Origin of the sequence: Pedobacter nutrimenti (assembly GCF_032678445.1) — a bacterium.
GTDB lineage: Bacteria > Bacteroidota > Bacteroidia > Sphingobacteriales > Sphingobacteriaceae > Pedobacter > Pedobacter nutrimenti_A.
Window position 1 is genome coordinate 338,278 of sequence record NZ_JAVTSQ010000009.1, and the last position, 16,493, is coordinate 354,770.

17 protein-coding genes are annotated in these 16,493 nt (G+C 38.6%); 9 read left to right on the plus strand and 8 right to left on the minus strand.

All coding sequences use genetic code 11. The features are described 5' to 3' along the window. The first annotated feature begins 12 nt into the window (after positions 1-12). A complete protein-coding gene (gene map / locus R2S08_RS18155) occupies positions 13-777 on the plus strand; it encodes a type I methionyl aminopeptidase (RefSeq protein WP_316836455.1) in 765 nt (254 codons plus the stop codon). On the opposite strand, the gene R2S08_RS18160 is transcribed toward map, so the two are convergent. After that, entirely contained in the window at positions 774-1,664 is an 891-nt protein-coding gene (locus R2S08_RS18160) for a LysR family transcriptional regulator (RefSeq protein ID WP_316836456.1), read from the minus strand. The genes map and R2S08_RS18160 overlap by 4 nt on opposite strands. A 91-nt stretch (positions 1,665-1,755) precedes the next feature. On the opposite strand from R2S08_RS18160, the gene R2S08_RS18165 reads away from it, so the two are divergent. Further along, entirely contained in the window at positions 1,756-2,478 is a 723-nt protein-coding gene (locus R2S08_RS18165; RefSeq protein WP_316836457.1) for a class I SAM-dependent methyltransferase, read from the plus strand. Positions 2,479-2,551: 73 nt separating this feature from the next. On the opposite strand, the gene gap is transcribed toward R2S08_RS18165, so the two are convergent. The 3 genes from gap to pfkA are packed head-to-tail and all read right to left on the minus strand — an operon-like array spanning position 2,552 to position 5,391. Beyond that, positions 2,552-3,553, minus strand: coding sequence for a type I glyceraldehyde-3-phosphate dehydrogenase (gene gap, locus R2S08_RS18170; protein WP_108555816.1), 1,002 nt, complete (start codon positions 3,551-3,553; stop codon positions 2,552-2,554). Positions 3,554-3,558: 5 nt separating this feature from the next. Next, positions 3,559-4,401 carry a hypothetical protein gene (locus tag R2S08_RS18175; RefSeq protein ID WP_316836458.1) on the minus strand — a complete coding sequence of 281 codons (843 nt, stop codon included), beginning with the start codon at positions 4,399-4,401 and terminating at the stop codon, positions 3,559-3,561. A 3-nt stretch (positions 4,402-4,404) separates the two neighbouring features. Next, a complete protein-coding gene (pfkA, locus tag R2S08_RS18180) occupies positions 4,405-5,391 on the minus strand; it encodes a 6-phosphofructokinase (RefSeq protein WP_316836459.1) in 987 nt (328 codons plus the stop codon). A gap of 118 nt (positions 5,392-5,509) precedes the next feature. Between pfkA and R2S08_RS18185 the strand changes: the two genes are divergently transcribed. Then, positions 5,510-6,199, plus strand: coding sequence for an NUDIX hydrolase (locus R2S08_RS18185; RefSeq protein ID WP_108555819.1), 690 nt, complete (start codon positions 5,510-5,512; stop codon positions 6,197-6,199). A gap of 54 nt (positions 6,200-6,253) precedes the next feature. Here the strand turns inward: R2S08_RS18185 and R2S08_RS18190 are convergent, their stop codons facing one another. Further along, positions 6,254-7,111, minus strand: coding sequence for an N-acetylglucosamine kinase (locus tag R2S08_RS18190; protein ID WP_316836460.1), 858 nt, complete (start codon positions 7,109-7,111; stop codon positions 6,254-6,256). A 573-nt stretch (positions 7,112-7,684) separates the two neighbouring features. On the opposite strand from R2S08_RS18190, the gene R2S08_RS18195 reads away from it, so the two are divergent. From R2S08_RS18195 to R2S08_RS18205, 3 genes are read left to right on the plus strand one after another with little or no spacing between them, the layout of a single operon-like run. After that, positions 7,685-8,710, plus strand: a complete 1,026-nt coding sequence (locus R2S08_RS18195) for a GntG family PLP-dependent aldolase (RefSeq protein ID WP_316836461.1) — start codon at positions 7,685-7,687, stop codon at positions 8,708-8,710. Positions 8,711-8,727: 17 nt separating this feature from the next. Further along, positions 8,728-10,206 (plus strand): acetyl-CoA carboxylase biotin carboxylase subunit, encoded by a 1,479-nt coding sequence (gene accC / locus R2S08_RS18200; protein WP_316836462.1) that lies wholly within the window; start codon positions 8,728-8,730, stop codon positions 10,204-10,206. 14 nt (positions 10,207-10,220) lie between these two features. Next, positions 10,221-10,805 (plus strand): riboflavin synthase, encoded by a 585-nt coding sequence (locus R2S08_RS18205; RefSeq protein WP_316836463.1) that lies wholly within the window; start codon positions 10,221-10,223, stop codon positions 10,803-10,805. A gap of 1 nt (position 10,806) precedes the next feature. On the opposite strand, the gene R2S08_RS18210 is transcribed toward R2S08_RS18205, so the two are convergent. After that, entirely contained in the window at positions 10,807-11,982 is a 1,176-nt protein-coding gene (locus R2S08_RS18210; protein WP_316836464.1) for a tetratricopeptide repeat protein, read from the minus strand. A gap of 175 nt (positions 11,983-12,157) precedes the next feature. Between R2S08_RS18210 and R2S08_RS18215 the strand changes: the two genes are divergently transcribed. After that, complete coding sequence (locus R2S08_RS18215) at positions 12,158-12,454, plus strand: hypothetical protein (protein WP_316836465.1); 297 nt, start codon at positions 12,158-12,160, stop codon at positions 12,452-12,454. Positions 12,455-12,488: 34 nt separating this feature from the next. On the opposite strand, the gene R2S08_RS18220 is transcribed toward R2S08_RS18215, so the two are convergent. Then, on the minus strand, positions 12,489-14,255 hold the full coding sequence (locus tag R2S08_RS18220; RefSeq protein WP_316836466.1) for a histidine kinase N-terminal 7TM domain-containing protein: 1,767 nt from the start codon (positions 14,253-14,255) through the stop codon (positions 12,489-12,491). A 149-nt stretch (positions 14,256-14,404) separates the two neighbouring features. On the opposite strand from R2S08_RS18220, the gene R2S08_RS18225 reads away from it, so the two are divergent. Together R2S08_RS18225 and R2S08_RS18230 are read left to right on the plus strand one after the other, a co-directional pair. Next, positions 14,405-14,992, plus strand: a complete 588-nt coding sequence (locus R2S08_RS18225) for a porin family protein (protein ID WP_108553566.1) — start codon at positions 14,405-14,407, stop codon at positions 14,990-14,992. A 185-nt stretch (positions 14,993-15,177) separates the two neighbouring features. After that, positions 15,178-15,453 carry a hypothetical protein gene (locus R2S08_RS18230; protein ID WP_316836467.1) on the plus strand — a complete coding sequence of 92 codons (276 nt, stop codon included), beginning with the start codon at positions 15,178-15,180 and terminating at the stop codon, positions 15,451-15,453. Here R2S08_RS18230 and R2S08_RS18235 read toward each other — a convergent pair. Further along, on the minus strand, positions 15,450-16,358 hold the full coding sequence (locus R2S08_RS18235) for a YihY/virulence factor BrkB family protein (RefSeq protein ID WP_316836468.1): 909 nt from the start codon (positions 16,356-16,358) through the stop codon (positions 15,450-15,452). The two genes, R2S08_RS18230 and R2S08_RS18235, sit on opposite strands and share 4 nt — an antisense overlap. Positions 16,359-16,493: the final 135 nt, after the last annotated feature.

Below are 16,493 nucleotides of genomic sequence, written 5' to 3' on the forward strand. Positions count from 1 at the left end.
AATTTAAATTTTATGTCAGTAAGTACAGAAGAAGAATTTATAGGAATGCAGGAGGTAAGCCAGGCTGTAGCGTCTACGCTAAAACAAATGCGTGAATTTGCTAAGCCCGGAATGTCAACAAAAGAACTGGATGATTTTGGTGGTCAGATGCTGGAAAGCTTTGGAGCTAAATCTGCACCGAGACTCACTTATGACTTTCCCGGATGGACTTGTATCAGCATAAATAACGAAGCAGCACATGGTATCCCTTCTGAGGAGAAAATTCTTTTGGATGGTGATTTGATCAATATAGATGTTTCTGCTGAGTTGAATGGTTTCTGGGCAGACAATGGTGGTTCTTTTGTTCTTGGCGAGGATATTCATCATCACTTGCGGCTGGTTAATGCTTCTAAGGAAATTCTATACAAGGCTATTGGTAAAATAAGAGGTGGTGTCAAAATTTCAGAAATTGGCAGACTGATAGAAACAGAAGCAAAAAAGCAAGGTTATACGGTGATCAGAAATCTGGCCGGACATGGTGTTGGAAGAAGTCTTCATGAGGCTCCCGAAGGGATCTTGAATTGTTATGATAAATACAATACGGAGCGGTTCCGGAAGAATTCTACAGTAGCTATAGAAACTTTCATTTCTACAAAATCAACATATGCAGTTGAACAGGAAGACGGTTGGACACTGAAGGGGAATAAAGGCGGCTTTGTGGCTCAACATGAACATACTATTCTGGTTACAGATGGAGAGCCACAAATTCTGACCATTTCCAATGGGATATTTGATTAAGTCCTGTTTGGTGTAGGCTTGTATCTTTTTATAAACCATTGTAAAGCTTCCTGATTGTTGTTGTTCCTGTAGGCCAGCACAACTTCTGTGTAGATAGACAGATTTTTCAGATCGGCAAAGTTAATTTGCAGGTATTTATAGTGCTCTTTTAAGGAGTGGGGTAAAATGGATACTCCCGCTCCGCTTTCCACCAGTCGTAATATAGAATGTACATTGTTTGCCTCATGGGAGAGTTGGGGGCTAAAACCTAGTCTATTGCAGATTTCAACTAACTTCTGATGATAGGCAGGTGCATAATCACGGTTGAAAAATATAAAAGGTTTTTCGGCCAGGTATTTTCCAAGTGTCTCGTTAGACGAAAACCGAGGGCTACCTGCAGGTAAGACTGCAATAAAGGGATCGTAAAAAAGTGTATTCAGGGTAAGTTGTGTTGAGGCTATAGGCGCGCGCATAATTCCTATATCCAGTTTTCCTTCCTCAAGGGCATGAATTTGCTTCTGAGTGGGAAGTTCATAAAGTTGTATAGACAGATAGGGGAAATGTATCCGCATTTCCTTTAATACCTCCATCAGCAGGGGATGATAGGTGGAACTGATATAACCTATCCTGAATTCTCCGTTCAAATGATCGTGGATCTGTTTAACGGTATTTTTTGTTTCATTGATCCTCGTTAAAATCTCATCTACTTCTTTTTTAAAATAGAGCCCGGCACTGGTCAATGTAACACGCTTATTGTTGCGGGTGAAGAGCTGGGCACCCAGTTCTTCTTCCAACTCTCTAATCTGCCGGCTAAGCGGGGGTTGGGAAATGAACAGTTTTTCTGCCGCTTTTCTGAAATGAAGTTCTTCGGCAACCATTTTGAAGTAAATTAAATGTCTAAGTTCCATTGATAGCTATTGGGTATCATTAATAGGAGTAATTGATATTTTTAAACTATCAATTATAAAGATAGTTTTGGTTAAATAAAAATGAAAAGATATGAATCATCAAGACAATAAGAAATCTTCTTTGGACGAGATCAGAGAGCGCTTTGATCATGATGTGGAGCGGTTTTCTAATCTGGAGACAGGGCAGCAGACCACAATAGATGCTCCGGTTACCCTTGAGCTCACTACAAGTGCTGCACTTTTTGTAAACCCAGATGCTAAAGCCCTGCTTGATATAGGCTGTGGAGCAGGTAACTACAGCCTGAAAATGCTGGAGAAAATCCCGGGTCTGGATTGTACACTAGTGGATTTGAGCAGGCCCATGCTGGATAGAGCAAAAGAAAGAGTTTCGGCAGCAACATCTGGTACCGTGGAAATCTTGCAGCAGGATATCCTTGAGGCGGAATTTCCTGTAGAACATTTTGATATTATACTTGCGGCAGCCGTGTTGCACCACCTGCGTGAAGATGCAGACTGGGAACGGGTATTTTCAAAATTGTACCAGTCGCTTAAGCCAGGAGGAAGTTTTTGGATTTCAGACCTTATTGTACACGATGCCGTGCATTTAAATCAATTGTTTACACAAAGTTACGCTGAATACCTCGAAGAATTGGGTGGTTCGGAATACAGACAAAAGGTATTTGATTATATAGAAAAAGAAGATACGCCGCGATCTGTTAATTTCCAACTGGATTTAATGAAAAAAGTTGGTTTCAGGGATACTGAAGTATTACATAAAAACGGATGCTTTGCAGCATTTGGTGGCATAAAATGAAGGTAAAAAGAAAGGGATGTCGCATCCACGCACATCCCTTTTCTAACCAAATATAAACCTGTATGAACGGGTTTTACTTTAAGTTTCCGTAATATTCTACGAATTTAGCTAATGCAGAAGAATAGCCCCATTCGTTATCATACCAGGAAACAACTTTAACAAAGTTATCATTTAAGGAGATACCAGCTTTTGCATCGAAAATAGAAGCGTGGTCATCACCAATAAAGTCAGAAGAAACAACTTCTTCGTCTGTATAGGCCAGCACACCTTTTAACTCGCCTTCAGAAGCTGCTTTCATTGCCGCTTTGATCTGCTCGTAAGTAGCTGGTTTTTCTAAACGTGCAGTTAAATCTACTACAGAAACGTCTGCAACAGGCACGCGGAACGACATACCAGTTAATTTTCCTTTTAATTCAGGAAGAACCATTCCTACCGCTTTAGCAGCACCAGTTGAAGAAGGGATGATGTTAGAGAAACCACCACGGCCACCTCTCCAGTCTTTTGCAGAAGGACCATCAACTGTTTTTTGAGTTGCAGTCACAGCGTGGATGGTGCTCATTAAACCTTCAACGATACCGAAATTATCATTTAATACTTTAGCGATTGGTGCCAAGCAGTTTGTTGTACAAGAAGCGTTAGAAACGATAGTTTGATCTGCCGTTAATTTATGGTGGTTAACACCCATTACATAAGTTGGAATGTCGCTGTCTTTAGCAGGAGCAGAGAAAACTACTCTTTTAGCACCAGCAGCAATATGTTTTTCAGCGTCAACACGTGTTAAAAATAAACCAGTAGATTCAATTACGGTTTCTACGCCAACTTCATTCCATTTTAAGTTTGCAGGGTCTCTCTCTGCTGTAATACGGATGGTTTTTCCGTTCACTACTAAATGTCCGTTTTCTACTTCAATAGTTCCGTCGAAACGTCCGTGAGTAGAATCATATTTTAACATATAAGCCATATAATCCGGCTCAACAAGATCGTTGATGGCAACAATATCTAATCCTCTTTTTAATGCAGCTCTGAAAACCAGTCTGCCGATACGGCCAAAGCCGTTTATTCCAATTTTGCTCATATTATTTAATTTGAATAGTAGTTAAGTAAATTATATATTGGTTCTTTAGTAATGGTGGTAATTTCGATACCGTACTTTTTGGTAATGGCTCTTAACCTGTCCTGAAAATGTCCGGCAACAATACCTACAAAATGAATTTCTTTGCCAGGATGCTGTGTGATCACAGGCAGCAGGTAAATATTAACATAGCGTTCAAAGGCATCATCTACACATTTCTGTATAAAACTATGATTTCTGTTGTCTACGAAAAAATCAAAAAAAGAACTTAGAAACTGCTGTGCAAGTGGTTTCTTGTAAATTCTGTCAAGAACCTGTGCACGGTCCAGATTGTATTTGTTGTCTAGCTGGCTGGATAATTCTTCAGGAAGTTTCTCTGTCATAAAACTTTTTAGAAGCATTTTTCCTAAATAGTTTGAAGAGCCTTCATCTCCAAGAATAAAACCTAAACCAAAATTATTGGCTTCCAGATTCTTTCCGTCGAAATAAGCACAGTTGGCTCCGCTACCCAAAATTCCTATAATTCCGCTATTGGTATAACAAGCAGATATGGCTGCACCATATAAATCATCTTTAACCGAGATTTTACTATATTTAAAGAACATCGACAGCGTTTCAGTCAGCTCGTTGATCCTTTGTTCTGAAGTCGCCCCAGCTGCAAAAACATACATCTTCTTTATGCTTTCTGCATAATTGATCAATGTTGTTTTTTTGTTTAGCATTTGAAGAATAGACTTCTGATCATTAAAACAAGGATTAATGCCGGGCATACTACATTCTGCGATGGTTTTTCCATCCTTAGCTATTTTCCAAAAAGCTGTTTTAGAACCACTGTATACTACCGCTACCATATGTTATATTGATAAAACCTTTGTCATCTCCAACAGATCACTTTCCAACTTAAAAGTATGATTGCTTAAAGCATCATCTATGCTGGTTGTTTTAATGTCATTTCCACGTAAACCAACCATTTGTCTGGTATTGCCCTTCAACATTTCATTAATAGCAGCAAATCCTAAACGGCTGCCTAAAATCCTGTCAAAACTGCTTGGACTACCACCGCGCTGCAAGTGTCCCAATATGGTTACCTTGGTGTCGTAATGGTTGAATTTCTCTTTCACTTTTTTTGCAATATCATAAGCTCCGCCAGCTTTATGGCCTTCGGATACAATAACGATACTGGAAGATTTTTTAGTACTTGCACCTGAAGCCAACTGGGCAACAAGTTCATCTATACTGGTGTGGCGTTCTGGCAACAAGACGGCTTCAGCACCGCTTGCTACGGCGCTTCTTAATGCGATACATCCTGAATCACGGCCCATAACTTCTATAAAGAATAAACGGTCGTGAGAATCGGCAGTATCCCTGATCTTGTCAATAGCTTCTATAACGGTATTAATAGCTGTGTCGTAACCCAAGGTAAAGTCTGAACCGTAAAGATCATTGTCGATGGTACCTGGAATACCCATTACTTTAATGTCATATTTTTTGGAAAAATTACGGGCTCCGGTAAATGTGCCATCACCACCAATTACGATTAATCCATCAATATCACGGGCTTTTAAATTTTGGAAGGCTGTTTCCATTCCTTCTTCTGTTTTAAATGCTAAACAACGGGCTGTTTTTAAGATTGTACCACCAAGATGAATGATATTACTTACAGAGCGAGCATCCATCGGATTAATATTATTATTAATTAACCCCTGATAACCTTGTAAAACTCCAAACATATTAATACCATTGTATATGCCAGTTCGAACAACAGCTCTTATGCAAGCATTCATCCCCGGAGCGTCTCCTCCAGAGGTAAGTACAGCGATATTTTTTATATTTGGTCTCATCTTAATTATATTACGAATATAGTGTGTATTTACTACACTAAGTAATTTATTTTTATTTTTTTTATGTAATATTGCATCAAGTACATTTATTTGCTTCTGTATTTAAAAATTTAATGGTTTGAAAGAAGATTTACCACAGTTTAATTCAACGTTCTCTATTGATTGTGTTGTATTCGGATTTGATGAAGGAGAATTAAAAGTTCTGCTGATTGAAAGAAATGAAGAACCATTTAAAGACTGGTGTGCATTGCCAGGAAATTTGGTTAGGGTAGACGAGAGTCTGGATCAGTCCGCTTCGCGGATTTTGAAGGAACTTACTGGTCTGGGTGATATTTTTATGGAGCAATATTACACCTTTGGAGATGTGCAGCGCCACCCTCAGGGTAGGGTAATCAGTATTGCCTATTATGCATTGCTGAGACTCGGCGGAGACAAAGCCTTAAAACCCCTTACAAGTTATGCGAAAAAGGCTTTCTGGAAAAATGTAAGCGATCTTCCGAAACTGGCTTTTGATCACCAGATGATCTTTGAAAAGGGCCTGGAAAAAATTAAACGAAGGATTAAACATCAGCCCATTGCTTTTGAGCTGTTACCAGAGAAATTTACACTAACCCAGTTGCAAAATGTATATGAACTGATCATTGGCAAGAAGCTGGACAAGAGGAATTTTAGAAAAAAGATGCTGAGTTTTGGCGTACTGAAAGAACTGGATGAAAAGCAAAAGGGGGTTTCTTTCAGAGCGGCTATGCTGTATAAATTTGACCGGAGGAAATACGCTAAATTATTTGGTAAAGAGATCTCTTTTTAAGACCGGTTTCTCTAATAAAAAAAAATCCCCGGAATTTAAGTTCCGGGGATTTTTTTATGCTTTTGATTTACTCAAATGATAATCTACCAGATCATCTATAGGTGAGCGAATAATTTTTCCAACACCCATTTCATACCGGTCGGCCACAATGCTTAGGATATCTCTGAAGCTATATCCTACAGAACCCACACAGTTTAATTTGTACGATTTGTAGTTTGGATAATGGATCACCAGATTCTCAAAGAAGGCTGTGAAAGCATATTCTATCGTAGAGAAAGTATAGTCTTCATAGTTATCTTTGTAGTCATATAAGAATTTACTGAAACTTGCGCAAAAACGGTTTGGCAGGGGTTTGTTGTAGATATGATCATAAATATCCTCATTGGTCAAGGCAAAGTTATCATAGAAACTCTCTCTTAAGCCTTTTGGCATATAGCCTTTCATGTAATCACTTAAAATGCGTTTTCCAATAAAACACCCACTTCCCTCATCGCCTAGGAAATAACCAAGAGAATCAATATTCAGGGTAATGTCGGTGCCATCATAAAGGCAACTGTTTGTTCCAGTTCCAAGAATGGCAGCAAATCCTTCTTCATCACCAAGTAAAGCTCTGCACGATGCCATCAAATCATGGCCTATGCTTATTTTTGCATTAGGAAATACCTGTTGCATAGCGTCTTCAACAATTTTTCTTTTGGCATCTGTTGAGCAGCCCGCACCGTAGTAATAAACTTCAGTCAGTTTATCTGCTTCCACATGGTCTGGAAGAGTTTTTCTTAACGAATCAATGATATACTCTGTGCTTGAAAAGTAAGGATTGTATCCTTCTGTATTAAAATGAATTTTTCTACCTGCTTCATTAATTAAGCACCAATTGGTTTTGGTTGAACCACCGTCTGCAATAACTATCATCTTAATTTGTTTTTGTGGTGATAAAAGTAAAAAATACGACCACTTCTGAGTGATTTTTTTTCATTAGAATCTATTTGTTTTTTTATTCGTATAAAAGAGGCTTCATCAGATCATTTTTTTAATTTGATTTATGCCTTTTTTATTCAATTTAATTTATATTGTTTCAAGGTTGCTCGTCTCAATTTCTGTCGTTTAATTGCCTTAAAAAGAAACAAAATTCTCACCTTAAATCCGGAGGATTTTGACTCGAAAAATGGGGTCTTTTATGGGGTCTTAAATTACAGAATTAAGATATTGTTAAAAAAACACTAAGCCTAAATTACATTTGTTATTTTGAATTCCAAATTTTAATAGCTGATTTCTGTTTTTTTGACAAATGGCGAGGTGTTTTTTTTAGTGCTTTTTGCCGTATTAATTCGTTGTTTTATAGTTATTAAGGTGTTTTTTTTGGTGGTATTTGAGGCGTTTTCCGGAATTCAGTTTTTTGAGTCAAAAATTGTAAAAAAAAAGTAATGGTGGGAAACTAAAGTAATAAAAAGCTAATATTTGTGTTCATGTATTTTAAGAAATAGGATGGTAAAGATTGACCTTAGAAGTGATACGGTAACCAAGCCAACAGCGGGCATGCTGGAGGCAATGATGACAGCCAGAATTGGCGATGATGTTTTTGGCGAAGATGAGAGCGTTTCCGAATTGGAACATAAACTTGCTGCATTGTTTAATATGGAGGCAGGATTGTTCTGTCCCTCTGGTACAATGACCAACCAGATTGCTATTAAATGTTTTACACAACCGATGGATGAGGTGATTTGTGATCAGACGGCACATGTGTACCGTTATGAAGGTGGTGGAATTGCCTATCACTCTATGGCTTCTGTCCGGTTACTAAATGGGACAAGGGGGATTTTGACAGCAGAAATGATTGAGCGGGAAATCAATGAGGAAAATATACACTATCCCAATTCGAGCCTTGTTGTTTTGGAAAATACGGTAAATAAGGGGGGAGGCGCTTGTTATACATTGAAGGATATTGAGCCTATTTACCAGCTTTGTAAAGCCCGCGGCTTGAAACTTCACCTGGACGGTGCACGAATTTTTAATGCTTTGGAAGCCACAGGAGATCAAGCCTATGCATACGGTTCCTGTTTTGATGGAATATCAGTTTGTTTATCGAAAGGGCTGGGGGCTCCCGTGGGCTCTGTGCTGTTAGGTTCAAAAGAAATGATACAAAAGGCCAGAAAGATCAGGAAGGTTTTTGGAGGTGGTATGCGGCAGGCTGGGTTTTTAGCTGCTGCAGGTATTTATGCCCTGGACCATCAGGTTAGCCGCTTGTCCCTGGACCATGCACATGCAAAAGTGTTAGGTAAGGTCCTTTCACAAACAAAATATGTTTCCGGTGTTATGCCAGTGGAGACCAATATTGTCCTTTTTGATGTTGATGAGTCATTTTCTACGGCAGGATTAATCAATGAATTGAACAAAAGAGGGATTTTATGTAACGCTACTGGGCCAAAAACTATTAGATTTGTTACGCATTTGGATGTTTCCGCGGAAATGATTGAGCAGGCAGCAGACATTCTGAAGAATTTGATTCCATAATTATATAAAGATTATTAATGAATAAAATCTTAATAGCCAATAGAGGAGAGATCGCTTTGCGTATTATGCGTTCTGCTAAAGAAATGGGGATTAAAACCGTTGCTGTTTTTTCGGAAGCAGACCGGGAAGCTTTGCATGTAAGATATGCCGATGAAGCTATTTGTATCGGCCCTGCGGCCTCCAACCAGTCTTATCTGGTTGCTGAGAACATTATCGAGGCCTGCAGGAGATCGGGGGCGGAGGCCATCCACCCTGGATATGGTTTTCTGTCTGAAAATGCAGATTTTGCTAAAAAAGTAAAAGCGGCGGGGCTAATACTCATTGGACCAACACCAGAAGCCATGGAAATTATGGGAAATAAGTTATCTGCTAAAGCAGCGGCTTTGAAGTACAATATTCCAATGGTGCCGGGAACTGAAGAAGCGATAACCAATGTGGCCGAAGCAAAACTTCGTGCAGTAGAGGTTGGTTTTCCGATTTTGATCAAAGCTGCTGCAGGTGGGGGTGGAAAAGGAATGAGGGTTGTAAACCAGGTAGAGGATTTTGAAGAACAAATGCAGCTTGCAGTGAGCGAGGCCACCTCTGCATTTGGTGATGGTTCGGTATTTATTGAAAGATATGTTTCTTCGCCAAGACATATTGAGATACAGGTGCTGGGTGATACGCATGGTCATATTGTGCATCTCTTTGAACGGGAGTGTTCTATTCAGAGAAGACATCAAAAGGTCATTGAAGAGGCGCCTTCTTCTGTCCTGACAGAAGAGATCAGGCAAAAAATGGGTAAATGTGCAGTAGATGTAGCACGGGCTGTGAATTATGTAGGGGCCGGAACTGTAGAGTTTATCCTGGACGAGAATCTGGATTTTTTCTTTCTGGAGATGAATACACGCTTACAGGTTGAGCATCCGGTTACAGAGATGATCACCGGACTGGATCTGGTGAAAGAGCAAATCAAAATTGCCAGGGGCGAGGCATTGTCTTATACCCAGCAAGATTTGAAAATTAGCGGACATGCTATAGAACTCAGGGTATATGCAGAAGATCCGGAAAATAATTTCCTTCCGGATATCGGTTTGCTAAAGACTTATCGCACACCCAAAGGCAACGGGGTACGGGTAGATGATGGATTTGAAGAAGGCATGGAAATTCCGATATACTACGATCCGATGATTGCCAAGCTGATCACTTATGGTAAAGACAGAGAGGAAGCAATAGACAGGATGGTCAGGGCGATTGATGAATATGACATTACGGGCATACAAACGACATTAGCATTTGGTAAATTTGTGATGCAGCATGAGATGTTTAGAACAGGAGATTTCAATACACATTTTGTGAATAAATATTTTCACGCCGATAGCCTTAAGGCAGAAGACGAACAAGAGGCGTTTATAGCCGCGCTTAGTGCAGTACTGGCCCTAAAAAAACAGCATGTGGTCCATCTATCTGATGAAACGAGCGTAAAGGACACAAACTGGAGGAGAAACAGAAGTTAATATTAAAGATTTTTATGTTTACAGGAATTATAGAAACACTTGGTGAGGTTAAAGAAATTGTTAAAGAAGGAACAAACCTTCATTTCAAGATCCAGTCTGATATTAGCCGGGAATTTAAGATAGACCAAAGTGTTGCGCACAACGGAGTTTGTTTAACCGTGGTGGAATTGAATGAAGGCACTTATACCGTTACAGCCATACAGGAAACGCTTGAAAAAAGCAATTTAGGAAGTTTGGAGGTGGGTAGAAAAGTTAACCTTGAGCGTTGTATGTTGATGAATGGAAGGCTCGACGGGCATATTGTTCAGGGACATGTAGACCAGACCGCAGTATGTATTAAAAGAGAAAGTCTTGATGGGAGCTCAGAATATAGATTTCGTTATGACGCCTCAAGAGGGAATGTTACCGTGGAAAAGGGATCCGTTTGTGTAAACGGAATCAGCTTAACGGTTGTTCATTCCGAGCTCAATGAATTCTCTGTGTTTATCATTCCCTACACGCTTGAACATACCAATTTGCATGAAGTCAATGTTGGGGACACAGTGAACCTGGAGTTTGACATCATTGGGAAATATGTAGCCAGACTGATCAATAGATAAATTATCTCTTCAGGTCATCTATTTTACTTTTGATAAAGGCTGCAAGTTTAGGATTTTTATCCATTTCCTTGAAGTTTTTCAGGTATAGATTGTAATAGGTGACTGCATTTTTTTTGTCGTTTAACTTGTTCTCATAGAGAAGGGCAATATTGTAATACAAGCTGCCATTGTTTTCGAACAACAAACCTCGTTTGTAAGCGCTGAGTGCTTCATCATTTTGATGATTGGACTCATAGGCCTCCCCAAGCAGACCATAATAAGAGGCGGTTTTTGGAGAAATACCTTGAGTGACAGTCTTATTGAAGAATTTTATGCCATTTTTAGCGTCTCTTAAACCTCTGTAACATAAAGCAATGGAGTAGGAGAGGTTTTCGTTATTGGTGCCTTCTCCTTTGATTTTTAAGAAATAATTCAATGCATTTTTATAATCCAGAAGATCAAAATAAGATTTAGCAAGATGGTTTAATGTCAAAGTTGAGCTGTCTCCAAAGCTCAGGAGCTTTAAGCCGGTTTGAATCGCTTCCGGATATTGTTTTAAAGCCCTTGCAACAGGTAATTTGATTCTTAACAAATGAAGGTTGGCACTGTCTGCCTGTATTGCAGGCTTTAATACCTCATCAGCTTTGTTGAAGCTGTTAAATTTGAAATAAGCCTCCGAAAGCGTCGCCGCAATCTCCGAATCGCCAGGGTTTAGTTTATTTGCCTGTATCAGGTATTTAAGTTGCTCCTCTGCTTTACCAGTTTCAAAGTCCAGATTTTCCTTACTTAGGAGGGCAAGTTGTTTGTTTGCATCGAAATTTGCACTATCTATGCTGAGAATTTCTCTATAATAATTACCTGCCTTTTCAAAATTTCCTCTTTTTAAATTTACTGTACCAAGGTTGTAAAGCAAGGCTGTGTTTTTTGGTTCCAAGGCATTTAAATTAAGATAAATCCGTTCGGCGTTAGAGAGATCCCCTGTCATCATATAGCAATAAGCAAGCGGTCTCCATATTTTAATTTCCTTACCATCCTCTTTGTAAAAGTTTTGAAGATAATTTGCTGCATCAGTATATTGCTGGTTTTCATAATATTCTGCTAGTTTGACAGGATCGGGAAGCGACTTTTTTTGGGCATGCAATATAATGGGTAAAAGAAGGAACAGGAACAAGGAGAGTATGTTTTTTTGTAAACGCATAGCGGCAGAATATAGGATTTAGTAATTTTCTTTAAAACTAAAGTATTAGGTATTGTTGAATAAACCAAAACTTATTGTCTTTGTTTTCTCTACTCAGACATTATTGATCAAACATAACGGGGATATCGTTTGTTGTTTATTCAATAGGATTGATTTTTAATTTAAAAAACAAAATATGGATACTTTAAAGAAGTTTGAGTTGATGGAAAAGATAGTAAGGGAATTGGAAGACTTACAGCACTCACAGCAGGCGCTTATCCAGAAGCTAGGTAAAATAGAAGTGGATAACATAGAACTGGGTGATAAAAGACTGGATAAAGATTTGCCTGATATGCATCAAAGGGTTTCCGATAACCTGGATACTATTAAAGGAATATTGGAATATTTCGCGGAGAAAACCCAGAATTTTGGCGATAAGAATAATGTTGATGCCCTAAAAGAAAAGCAAGCCATTAACAACGCCAACGGTTAATCAAAAAGGTGCCCAAATTTGAATTTGGGCACCTTTATTCTTTTACTGGGTCAACAGGTATTTTAATCGTAAAAATAGTACCCTTTTCTGGCTCACTTTCTACGGTGATGTCACCATCATTCCTTTGCATAAATTCTTTACAGATCATAAGTCCCAGGCCTGTTCCTTTTTCATGCATGGTACCCCTTGTAGATATATTGGCGCCACCAAAGACATTTTGAAAGACTTCAGCCGGCATTCCAATACCTTTATCTTCAATCAACAGATGAACGAAGCCGGTGCGCTGATAACTGGCAGATATATCAATGATGCCTCCCTCATTACTGAACTTAATAGCATTGTTGATGATATTTCTAACCACAATCTGTATCATAAGCATATCAGCAAACACGATCACATTGGGGAAAACGTTATGTACAATTTTGATTTCTTTAATAGATGCAGGAGGCTGATGATAGTCTATTTCATTGATAATGAGATTTCGGAGGTTAAAATATTCTTTATTAATTCCGTAACCCTTAAGCTGGCTCCTGGACCAATGCAGTATGTTTTCCAGAAGATCAGTGGTATAGATAATGTCTTTACTTAAAATAGGTGCAAGCATTTTGAATTCTTCAGGAGTAATGATGTCATTCGAAATCATTTTAAGCACTTCGGATAAATTGACAAGTGGTGCCCTTAGGTCGTGTGCTATAATGGAAAAGATTCTATCCTTTAGCTGGTTTAACTTTTGAAGTTCGACCGCCTGATCTTTTATCTTTAAAGATTCTTTTTTAATAGCAGTCTGGTCCTGAAATTTGACAATAGTGAGATCGCTGTTCAAATTATCTTCGATCATATGTGTGATGTCTGCTTCAAGATCCAATACTCCCCCGGAGGTGTCAATCTTCAGATCTAATTTTCCTGAAGTTTTACTTTGCAGATAGTGCATAAAGTTTAGCTGCGTTCCAAACAATTCGCTGGCATGTTTACCTATAATCTTTTCATTAATGATGAAATACTTGCGAAATGCATCATTATAGTCTATAATCCTTTGGTACTGATCAAGGATTATAAAGCCATCTTGCATCAATTCCAATACTTTTTCTCTGGCAACCGGCAAAATATCAAAGAGTCTGAACCTGTAAATCCCAATGGAGACCAGAAAAATGGTCACGATAAATGCAAAGGGAGTGACATCGAGATTCCCAAGTGGCCTGTATCCAAGAAGGTAAGAGATATTGGCCATCCAGGGGATCAGTGCACCCACAAGTATACTGTAATTTTGCTTTTTATAGACGGGGTCTGCCTTTCTGAATTTGCTGATGAGCAAATAGCTTCCTGTTCCCAGTAAAAGATAAAAATAGATGGTGAAAATCCTGTATCCTATTCCAGGAACGATTACAGCCATTGGGAAATCACTATTGTAGCTGATATATAGGTCTTTGTAATGTATGTGATGGTGGGTATTAGACCAAACCAGAATCAAAGTTGCAGCGGGAATGAATAAGGTCATCAGGAGATTAACTGGCTTTTTGAACCAGTGGTCTTTCCCTGTCATTTTTAAACAAAAGAAGAACCAGGTCAGGGGTAGGGTAACAATTCCAATATATTCAATATTGATGAATGTCTTGATTTGTGCTAGTGTGGAACTGGCCAGTTCAAAGCCGTAACCAAGTGACCATATCGCGTTGGCGAGCATCATTAACCCGAACCATCGAACGGCACCCCGGTCCCTGTTATATACATAATAGGAGATAAAGAGCGTTATAGTTCCGCAATAGATTAACGTTAGGGAGTAAGAATTAAAGGTAAATTCCATTTAATAACTGACCATAAAAATAACTTCTCATGAATAAAACAATTGATTTTAAACTAGTACAGAATAGTACATAAATTTACATAATATACTTCGAATTAAAAATATTCTTAGTTTTACATAAATTTAAATACTTTACATTAACACTGATTATGAAAAAAATATTACTTTCTGCATTATTTCTTTTTGTTGGCGCAGCAGCATTCAGTCAAGTATTACCAAGTTTCCAGTTTGGTATTAAAGGAGGGGCGAATCTTTCCAAGTTTAGTACCAGCAATACATTTGACAGCGATAACCGCGCTGGTTACTACGCAGGTTTCTGGGCCCGTATAGGCGCCGCAGGAATACATTTACAACCTGAGCTTTACTTAAGCGGTAAAAACGCCACGCTAACCAATGATGCTGGCGGAGAAAATAAAGTGAAATTTACCAGCTTGGATGTTCCGGTACTGATTGGAACCAAGATTGGTGCTGCTGGTATTGGAGTACGTCTAAATACTGGTCCGGTGGTGTCCTTTATCCTGGATGATAAGCAATCTTTTGGTGCCGCTGCAGGAAACGTGTTTAAAGGAGACTTTAAAGGACAGAACTTTGCATGGCAATTTGGTGCAGGCCTGGATATAGGTGGTTTGGGCATAGATCTTAGATATGAGAAAGGACTTTCTAAAATAGGAAGAGACGGATACAATGACACGAAGTTGAATTTGTTTACTTTTGGTCTGGCTTACAAATTATTCTAGAAAAACTATTTATCCACATTTTTTCAACAGAAATATTGTCTTTCTGGCGAATAACAGTGATTAAAGCCTTTAGGCTTTTATAGATTATATAAAAGGGTAGCTTTTAATAAGTTACCCTTTTATTTTGGCGTTAAAATTGCTATTGAAAACCGCTAACTAAATCTATTCAAAAAAACTGTAAGGCCATGAAAATTAAAGAACTATTGCTCAACGGCAGGAGCTTCTCTGAACTGCTGAAACAATTTTCTATCGAAGCAAAAGATGTTAAGATTCAGGATGAAGATACCATCCTCCAGGACAGTAACCGACAACATAAAGACATTGTTAAAGAGAGCATTTGCATTGAGGGCAAAAATAAAGACGGGATTGTTAACTTCTTCGGTACCCTACATTACAACTTACTGGATCAGCTTGCAGTTTTTGAAGTTCAGGGTTATGAACAGGTACAGCAAGCAGGCTAAACCTCTTTAAGTTCATAATTGAAAGCGCCTTTTATAGGCCTTATGGGAGTTTTGCGGGCCTCACTTAATACTTTTACAAAGCAAGCACCAAAGTAGAAGATAAAGGACGAATAAAATACAAATAACATAATGAGTACTATAGAGCCCGAAGCGCCATATATGTTTCCTATATTGCTTAATGGCAGCATGATGCGTAATATGTAACGGCCAATTGCAAAAAAAACACCGGTCAAAATTCCTCCTCTGATTGAAGTAGCCCAGGTAGGTCTTCCATTGGTTAAGAAGCGAAAAAGCACCGTAAACCAAATGGTTACAATAGCGATAAACAACAGTTGGTTGAGACCCAAAAGAAGGAACTTGCTAAATGTTGGTGCTGCGGTTTTGATATAGGCTCCTATAAATACCTGAATACTATCTGTAAGAAGCCCCACAAAAAACAACAGACCTGCAAGAAGTATAATCACCATTGATCTGGCCCTTAATTTAAGTTTAAAGTAGAAGGAAGACTTATCTTTGATACCAATAGACCAAATCTGGTCCATGGAATTCTTGATCACGCTGAATAAGGTAGTGGCGACAAACAAAAAGAAAATAAAGCTAAATAACGTTGCGTACCAGTTCTGATCCAGCCCCCGTATATTCCTTAAAGTTTGCCTTATTTGTTTAATGCTGCTGTCATCCAGTAGATTGGCAAGCCTTTCGAAAAGACGGTTAACCAGGACTTTTTTGTCAATAAAAAAACCAAATAATCTGATCAGGATAATCAGGATTGGAGGAAGAGCAAAATTTGCAAAAAATGCAGTGGCTCCGGCCAGACGTAAAGGGTCGTTTTTTTGAAATAATTTGAATGCAAGTCTAAAATGTATTACAAATCTCTTTATTTCATGTGTCCAGTTCTTAAGCATTCCCCTTTTTATCGCCTTTTTTTGAACCGAAAGTACTTATTTTTTATGATAATCCATGTTCATAGACCAGAGCTTTGTAAATGAAACAAGAATGTTATGAATGAGGTGTTAAAAGAAAAGCCGGGAAATATTCAC

Coding starts and splice junctions, on each gene's coding strand:
- map (WP_316836455.1), top strand. CDS start 13: ATGTCAGTAAGTACAGAAGAAGAATTTATAGGAATGCAGGAGGTAAGC.
- R2S08_RS18160 (WP_316836456.1), bottom strand. CDS start 1,664: ATGGAACTTAGACATTTAATTTACTTCAAAATGGTTGCCGAAGAACTT.
- R2S08_RS18165 (WP_316836457.1), top strand. CDS start 1,756: ATGAATCATCAAGACAATAAGAAATCTTCTTTGGACGAGATCAGAGAG.
- gap (WP_108555816.1), bottom strand. CDS start 3,553: ATGAGCAAAATTGGAATAAACGGCTTTGGCCGTATCGGCAGACTGGTT.
- R2S08_RS18175 (WP_316836458.1), bottom strand. CDS start 4,401: ATGGTAGCGGTAGTATACAGTGGTTCTAAAACAGCTTTTTGGAAAATA.
- pfkA (WP_316836459.1), bottom strand. CDS start 5,391: ATGAGACCAAATATAAAAAATATCGCTGTACTTACCTCTGGAGGAGAC.
- R2S08_RS18190 (WP_316836460.1), bottom strand. CDS start 7,111: ATGATAGTTATTGCAGACGGTGGTTCAACCAAAACCAATTGGTGCTTA.
- R2S08_RS18195 (WP_316836461.1), top strand. CDS start 7,685: ATGGTAAAGATTGACCTTAGAAGTGATACGGTAACCAAGCCAACAGCG.
- accC (WP_316836462.1), top strand. CDS start 8,728: ATGAATAAAATCTTAATAGCCAATAGAGGAGAGATCGCTTTGCGTATT.
- R2S08_RS18205 (WP_316836463.1), top strand. CDS start 10,221: ATGTTTACAGGAATTATAGAAACACTTGGTGAGGTTAAAGAAATTGTT.
- R2S08_RS18210 (WP_316836464.1), bottom strand. CDS start 11,982: ATGCGTTTACAAAAAAACATACTCTCCTTGTTCCTGTTCCTTCTTTTA.
- R2S08_RS18215 (WP_316836465.1), top strand. CDS start 12,158: ATGGATACTTTAAAGAAGTTTGAGTTGATGGAAAAGATAGTAAGGGAA.
- R2S08_RS18220 (WP_316836466.1), bottom strand. CDS start 14,255: ATGGAATTTACCTTTAATTCTTACTCCCTAACGTTAATCTATTGCGGA.
- R2S08_RS18225 (WP_108553566.1), top strand. CDS start 14,405: ATGAAAAAAATATTACTTTCTGCATTATTTCTTTTTGTTGGCGCAGCA.
- R2S08_RS18230 (WP_316836467.1), top strand. CDS start 15,178: ATGAAAATTAAAGAACTATTGCTCAACGGCAGGAGCTTCTCTGAACTG.
- R2S08_RS18235 (WP_316836468.1), bottom strand. CDS start 16,358: ATGCTTAAGAACTGGACACATGAAATAAAGAGATTTGTAATACATTTT.